This is a genomic window from Acetobacterium sp. MES1 (assembly GCF_002237635.1).
GTDB classification, from domain to species: domain Bacteria; phylum Bacillota; class Clostridia; order Eubacteriales; family Eubacteriaceae; genus Acetobacterium; species Acetobacterium wieringae.
The window spans coordinates 59,859-66,654 of record NZ_MJUY01000012.1 but is presented as its reverse complement, the minus strand read 5'-3'; the positions used below and the strand labels follow the sequence as shown (position 1 = coordinate 66,654).

The window sequence follows — 6,796 nt, the reverse complement described above, 5'->3', positions numbered from 1 at the left end:
GGGGCAAGCAAAAGTGGCAAAGGCCATAGAGCCTGAACGAAGTGAAGGCCAGCGTCTTGAGGCGCCGGCCGGTAACAGAGGCTTATAGCCTCAGAGCAAACCACCCGTTAGACGGGTGGTGCTGATTAAGGCACCGATTGATAAAAAAGTGGGAGACAAAAATGAAATTATTTTCTGTGAACGATTAACAATCGCAAAGTTCGCTGTGGGTACTTCTAGTAGAATACATATCGGCTATCGCACCAAATAGGGCGTGCGTGCCGGGGCGTTCCAATATTCGAGGTACTGTTCATTCATGCGAGCAAAAAATAACTGAAAGCCTGCTTGTTCCTGAACCGTCAGAACTTCTTCAACCCAATTGGCCACAATCCGGATGCCCTTGGAGCTCAGATATTTGTGCACACATCTGAAAATAATCAACATTTCCATAACGGTGGTGGCTCCGGTTCCATTGACAATAACCATGATCTCTTCACCAGCACATAGGCTTAAATCGTCAATCAGTAAATCTGTCATCAGGATGGCTGTTTCATCGGCAGTTTTCATTTTGTGTCGACCACCGCCGCCTTCGCCATGCTGGCCCATCCCAATTTCCATTTCATCGGTACCGAGGATGGCAAAAGCTGAACCATTTTGGGGATGGGTCGCAGTTTTATTGGCTACCGCAATGGTTGCCATGTTATCGGCAAAATCCTGAGCAATAGCGGTAATCTCATGGAGTGATTTTCCCAGAGCAGCAGCAGCACCAACAATTTTATAAAGTGGGACACAGCCCACCAGCCCCCGGCGTCTGTCGGCATCACAACGTGGTGCATAGGCCACGTCTTCTCGGGTTACAACCATTGATACCTTCATACCGATTCTGTTTGCCTCTTCCATGGTACGGGTGCCAACCAGCATGTCGGCGGCATGATTTAACACAACTAAAAGAGTCCCCTTGCCCTTGTCTGCAAGTTGAAGCGCCTCGAGGACTGCCTTATGCCCTGGTGCTGCAAAAATATCGCCAACAACAGCAATGTCAATCATTCCTTCACCAACAAATCCCTCCAGTGCTGGCTCATTACCCGATCCTCCCAAGGCGACGATGGTAACCCGGTTAGCGGTTTTTAGTCCCTTGTTGATAACAAGGTTATTTGGTTTTACCTCAAGTAGAAAGGGATTGGCAAGAGCAAGGCCTTCTAGTAATTCGGAAGTGATATTTTCTGGTTTATTAATAAACTTTTTCAGATTCATGACAGAGGTTCCTTTATTAGAGTTTGAATGGTGGTGCCCCAAAACTGATCCTGGGTAAGTATCCAGAACTGGGATAAAATCAGCACGGTATTAGATTGATAAAATATTAGCAAATATTGTTGATTAAAACAATATCGATGTCATGAAAACTAAATCTAATGTCACCAAAATCAAAACTATGGTTTAAATGAACGTAAAAGATTGTAACCCGGACGGTTATAAGATATAATATATTAATTAATTAAGATAAGATTATGGATAGAAAAAGGTGAAAGAATGTTGAAAATTGCGATTTGCGAAGATGAGGAACAACATAAAAAAATTCTGGTAGATTTAATTGGACGGTATCCATTTGAAGCAGAGTATTGTTTGACCACATTTAAGCATGGCTATGAACTTGTTGAAGCCAATCGCACGGGCATAAAATTTGACATTATTTTTCTTGATATGCGGTTGGATAACGAGGATGGAATAGATGTTGCTAATGAAATCAGAAAAACCAATGCAACAGTGCGGATTATTATTACAACCTCATTAATTGAATATGCCATCCAAGGCTATTCGGTTAATGCCAGTGATTTTTTATTAAAGCCACTGCCGGAAGAAAAGGTGTTTCATGTTTTGGAGAAACTTGAGCATGATATCAGGTTGTCAAAGAATAATTATCATGAAATCGAAATAAATAATGAACGCGTATTTATAAAATGTGATGAGATTTTATATTTTGAGAGTCTCGGTCGAAAAATAAAAGTAGCAACCTTCGAGTCCGAATATGAATACTATTATACGATTTCAGCACTGGAAAAAGAATTGGATTCGTTGCGGTTTGTCTTGTGCCACCGATCTTATATTATTCATTTGAAAAATGTCAAGAGCATCAAAACAAAAACTGCAATTTTGAAAAATGGTACGATGATTCCGATTAGTCCCAAACGAAATCAGAAAGTATACGATGCTTTTACCCGGTACATGGCAGGATTAATCGAATGAAAGCTTCATTAATCATTCGGAATATGATGCTCTTTAGTATTCCGTTTATCAGTTTCATTATCGGTTTGAACCTCTACTTTATTGATGTTCATGCTGATAACCGGCATCTGCTGGGGATTGTTTCTCTAGGGGCCCTGGTCTACATCAACGTCGTTATTTTTGTGATCTTAAATGTTCTCGAGCATGAATCGGAAAAGATCAATCAATATAAAAATGCTAATGCCCAATTGGAACTGCAACAGAAGCACTACAAAGAAATGCTCGAAAAGAACCACGAAGTACGGGGATTGTGGCATGATATGAATAATCATCTGATTACGCTGGAGTATTTGATCAAAAACCATGCCAGTGATGAAATTGAAAATTATCTGCGGCAATTTCACGAACTGCTCCAAAATTCTGCAGATCTGAACCGATCAGGAAATCATGTGGTGGATGCACTGCTGAATTATAAGATTAAGGTTGCCGCCGATCATCAGATTAATTTTGTCCACTACATTGCCATTCCAGAAAAACTAAAGATTAACAGCATTGATTTATCCATCATTTTGGGAAATCTCCTCGATAATGCCATTGAGGGGTGTATGCGGGATTGCCGACGGAATCAGGAAAAAATCATTAAGTTTAATATGTATTATAAGCGGGAGAGCTTACTGATTGATATCGAAAACACGGTTGATGAAAAAACGATTCAAAAGTCAGGAAACAATATTGTAAGCAGCAAGCGGAATGACGCAGATCATTATGGATACGGGATTTCTAATGTTAAACAAGTCTTAAAAAGTTACCAAGGAAATATGGTTTATCAAATTCTTGATGACCGCTTTAAATGTACGATTCTGATTCCGTTGGATTAGTGTACTCTGATCACAACCATACAAGCAGTGAAAAATGGTCTTTGTAAAATTGACAAAAGCCAGTGGATGCGATATATTATACAGGCACTTAAAGCATTAGGTTGAGGTGGTTTGTTGAAAGAAAAAGAATTGTCCCGGTTAATCCATGTCGCTCAATTGTACTATGAGCAGAATAAAACCCAGTCGGAGATTGCCAACGAATTGGCGATATCCCGACCTGCGGTTAGCTATCTTCTGAATAAGGCCAGAAAAGCAGGTATTGTAAAAATTGATGTCTTATCCTACTATCGCACAATCAGAGGACTCGGTAACGAGTTGTGTGACCGTTTTAATCTCAAAAGTTGTCACGTGGTCTCACTCCCGGAGGATCTTTATCAGACCGGTGCTGAAGTTTTACTGGAATTCTTACCCAAAGCGAAGCTGTTGGGGCTGGGTTGGGGTTATAATACCAACAAAGTAATTTCTGCTTTACCCCAGCAAAAACGGGGGGGGATCAGCGTTGGAATAATCTGCCCATTAATCGGTGCAATAACAGCACCGCAACAGGGATACCATCCCGATGAACTGGTCAAAGAGCTTGCCGATAAAACCGGCTATCACGGGGAGTATCTTAATTGCCCGGCTATCTCTGCCACGGCAGAGGAACAACTGGAAGTGATGGAGTCGGAAGATTTTAAACAAGTTGAGGATTATTGGAGACGACTTACGACGGCGTTTATAACCCTGGGCAGCTATCCTTCCGTACCGGATCATGGGTCGGCGATGCGGTTTGGAAAAAAACTGATCGATGAAAAAGCGGTGGGCTGCCTGCTTTCATATTTTTTTAATCCCCAGGGGAAACAGATACGGAGTGATGAGGACTATTCGATCCAAATTCCGCTTGATCTGTTGGCCCGAGTACGCGATGTGATTGGATTTGTACCCCAGGAAGCCAACGTTTTTTCAGTAATCAGTGGTTTAAAAACTGGGTATATTAAGCATTTGGTGATCACTGAAGCGTTGGCAAGTGACGTAATCAAACAAATGGATGAACAAAAAAACGTCTAATACAAAAAACGCCGGAGCAATGTGATATGCTCTGGCGTTTTTTTAAAGAATGATATTTTGTTGATTATACTCGGTGAAAGAAAGCGCCTTACCAGCTGCCACCGCCGCCACCGCCGCCACCGCCGCCGGAGAAACCACCGCCGCCGGAGAAGCCGCCACTGCCAAATCCTCCGGATCCGGAGTTGGGCGGAACAATAATATCCGATGTGATTGTGTTCATGCTTCGCATTAAACTCGATACGAATAACACTGAAGTAAAATTGTTGCCGTAAGTGGTGCCATAATACCAGTTGGGCTGCTCAATGGCAATTGACTCAAAATTTTTGGCCCATTTGTCGGTTACCCCCAATACATAGGCGTAGGGCAAAATATTGAAAAAATACTGGGGGTTTTCATTGACCAGGGCCAGAATCCGGTCTTTTTCAGCTTTCTCAATAAAGTTTTTAAAGCCAAGTACCTGACCCAACCATAACCGACCCGTTTCTGTTCGCTGGGTAGCAATAATTTGAAAAAAGGCGGTGCCGAAGGTAGCTCCAAGTGCCAACAGTGCTGGCAGAAGTGAATTGTATTCCAAGAGAAAATTAACAACGAGTAACAGGAGCATCGCTACAAACAGGATTATAATTCCCAGGATCAGGCGTCCCACTGTTTTTTTTCGGGCTACACCCTTGCGATTGCGTAGGGCAGAGGTGATAATATTAGCGCCGACAATCGTGGGAGCAGCGGCAAAACAGGCGACAATCCCGATAAAAATCAGACCTTCAAAAAATGAGGTCAGCATGCCAAGTTTATAGGCGCCATTAATGACATAAGCTAAAAGCGGCAGCGTCATAAAAATACTGATGACCGCCAGACCGATTTTTGATGCTGGAGTAAAGATTTGATGATCAGGGAGATCAAAATAACTTTTAATCTGTTCTTTGGTGGCCACGATGGTGTCGTAAAAACTGGCTGGAACACTGACGGTCGAAAAACTGTCTTTTTGATCAAAAAGATTATTGAACAAGGTATGCTCAAAATCTTCAGCGTTTTCGGGAAGATTTTTAACCTTATGGAAGATGAACTTTTTTTTGTCAACCTGTTCAATGGTCATATAACCCTTATCGGCCCAATACATCAGTAGAGACATAACCTCTGGTTTATCCAGGGCACCATCGACAATAAAACCGATTTGGGAGGGGGTGAAATTCTGTGGCGGATAGAATTCTACGGTTTCCACCGGTTTTTTATCCCGTCCGGTGAAGAGCCAGATCAAGGCACCGCCAAGCAGGGACAGACCAAAAATAAGATACATAAAGGGGAGAAACTCATCGCCTGTAAAGGCACCGACAAAATATCCGTTTGGCAGATTGATTTTAAGGGTGACTCCTTGATAATTGGAAAGGGGCCGGTTTAGAGTGCCCTCAATGGTGTTTCCGCTGACGGTAAAATCAACGGCATCGGTGATGGTGCTGCCGTAGCCGCCGGAGATAAATTCTACCTGAGTTGGATCAAAGGGCTTTGGCATAATAATTTTGAAATGGGCGTTTTCAATGCTGGTATCCCAATTCTGGGGAATAATGTTAAAGTACACATCATCCATACTGTCAATTTTGTCATCGCCGGGATTCCAGACGTAGGAAATCGGATACGTTTGGGTGCCGCTGACATATTTGTCGCCATCCCCAATTTGAATCACGACATTGCCATTTTCTGTGGAGGTCTCATAATTGAAATTGTCCACAGTGACATCAGTTAACCGGGCATTGTAGGATGTTTCTACCGGCTGTCCGTTGATCTCCCGATAAAACGTCCCGCTATAAGGAATATAGCGATAGATGCCGTGGCGGGGCTCTGTAAAGGTGACCGTGATGTTTTCCTGAACCTGATAGGCATGGTTTTCTAAAACGTTCATGGTGACATCATACTGGTTGATATCAAAATATTCCTGGGCAAAGGTGCTTCCGGGAAAAAGAATTCCTAAAAGAAGAAATCCAAGAAGTGTAAGAATGATCGGTTTGCGTTGCTTTTTCACATGGTTTACCTCCCAAATATTTGTATAGACGGCACCGTAACAGCGCCGTCTATTTTTGTTGTATAAAATAGATATCCCGATGATTCAGAGCTAAATCAGTTAAATTTAACCTGAACGTTTTCCCGTTCGGAAGCAGACCCGACTTCAAAGAAGGGTTGTTTTTTGAATCCAAAGATACTGGCAACCAAATTACTGGGGAAGGATTCAACCTTGGTGTTCATGGTGCGGACAACGGCATTATAGTATTTTCGTGAGTTGGCAATTTCATCTTCCAGCATTTTTAACTGCTGCTGTAAATCCAGAAAATTGCTGTTTGCCTGCAGTTGGGGATAGGCTTCAGCAACTGCGAAAAGGCTTTTTAAGGAGCCGGATAACGCGTTTTCATTGGCAATTTTTTCATCAATGCTGGTTGAATTCATGGCGGCTGTTCGGGCTGCCGTGACCTTTGTGAAGGTTTCTGATTCATGGGTGGCATAACCTTTAACCGTTTCGACCAGGTTGGGAATCAGATCATATCTCTTTTTAAGATAAACATCCATGGTGGAAAAGGCTTCTTCCACCTGATTTTTAATACTGACAAAGCTATTTCGTGATAAAATAAGCCATAGACCGATGATCACAATAAGACCGAGAATAATTGGAATAGCAATCATTT

6 protein-coding genes are annotated in these 6,796 nt (G+C 42.3%); 3 read left to right on the top strand and 3 right to left on the bottom strand.

Annotated features, from left to right (window positions below; genetic code table 11):
• Positions 1 to 234: 234 nt before the first annotated feature.
• A complete protein-coding gene (locus tag BI182_RS03960) occupies positions 235 to 1,233 on the bottom strand; it encodes a dihydroxyacetone kinase subunit DhaK (protein WP_148638304.1) in 999 nt (332 codons plus the stop codon).
• A gap of 276 nt (positions 1,234 to 1,509) precedes the next feature.
• Between BI182_RS03960 and BI182_RS03955 the strand changes: the two genes are divergently transcribed.
• From BI182_RS03955 to BI182_RS03945, 3 genes are all read left to right on the top strand, one after another.
• Positions 1,510 to 2,223, top strand: coding sequence for a LytR/AlgR family response regulator transcription factor (locus tag BI182_RS03955; RefSeq protein ID WP_070372050.1), 714 nt, complete (start codon positions 1,510 to 1,512; stop codon positions 2,221 to 2,223).
• Positions 2,220 to 3,080 (top strand): sensor histidine kinase, encoded by an 861-nt coding sequence (locus tag BI182_RS03950; RefSeq protein ID WP_070372049.1) that lies wholly within the window; start codon positions 2,220 to 2,222, stop codon positions 3,078 to 3,080. Before BI182_RS03955 ends, BI182_RS03950 begins: the two co-directional genes overlap by 4 nt.
• A gap of 114 nt (positions 3,081 to 3,194) precedes the next feature.
• Positions 3,195 to 4,127 carry a sugar-binding transcriptional regulator gene (locus tag BI182_RS03945; protein ID WP_228879398.1) on the top strand — a complete coding sequence of 311 codons (933 nt, stop codon included), beginning with the start codon at positions 3,195 to 3,197 and terminating at the stop codon, positions 4,125 to 4,127.
• Positions 4,128 to 4,215: 88 nt separating this feature from the next.
• Here the strand turns inward: BI182_RS03945 and BI182_RS03940 are convergent, their stop codons facing one another.
• A complete protein-coding gene (locus BI182_RS03940; protein WP_286805684.1) occupies positions 4,216 to 6,141 on the bottom strand; it encodes a DUF2207 domain-containing protein in 1,926 nt (641 codons plus the stop codon).
• A 95-nt stretch (positions 6,142 to 6,236) separates the two neighbouring features.
• On the bottom strand, positions 6,237 to 6,794 hold the full coding sequence (locus BI182_RS03935; RefSeq protein WP_250935702.1) for a LemA family protein: 558 nt from the start codon (positions 6,792 to 6,794) through the stop codon (positions 6,237 to 6,239).
• Positions 6,795 to 6,796: the final 2 nt, after the last annotated feature.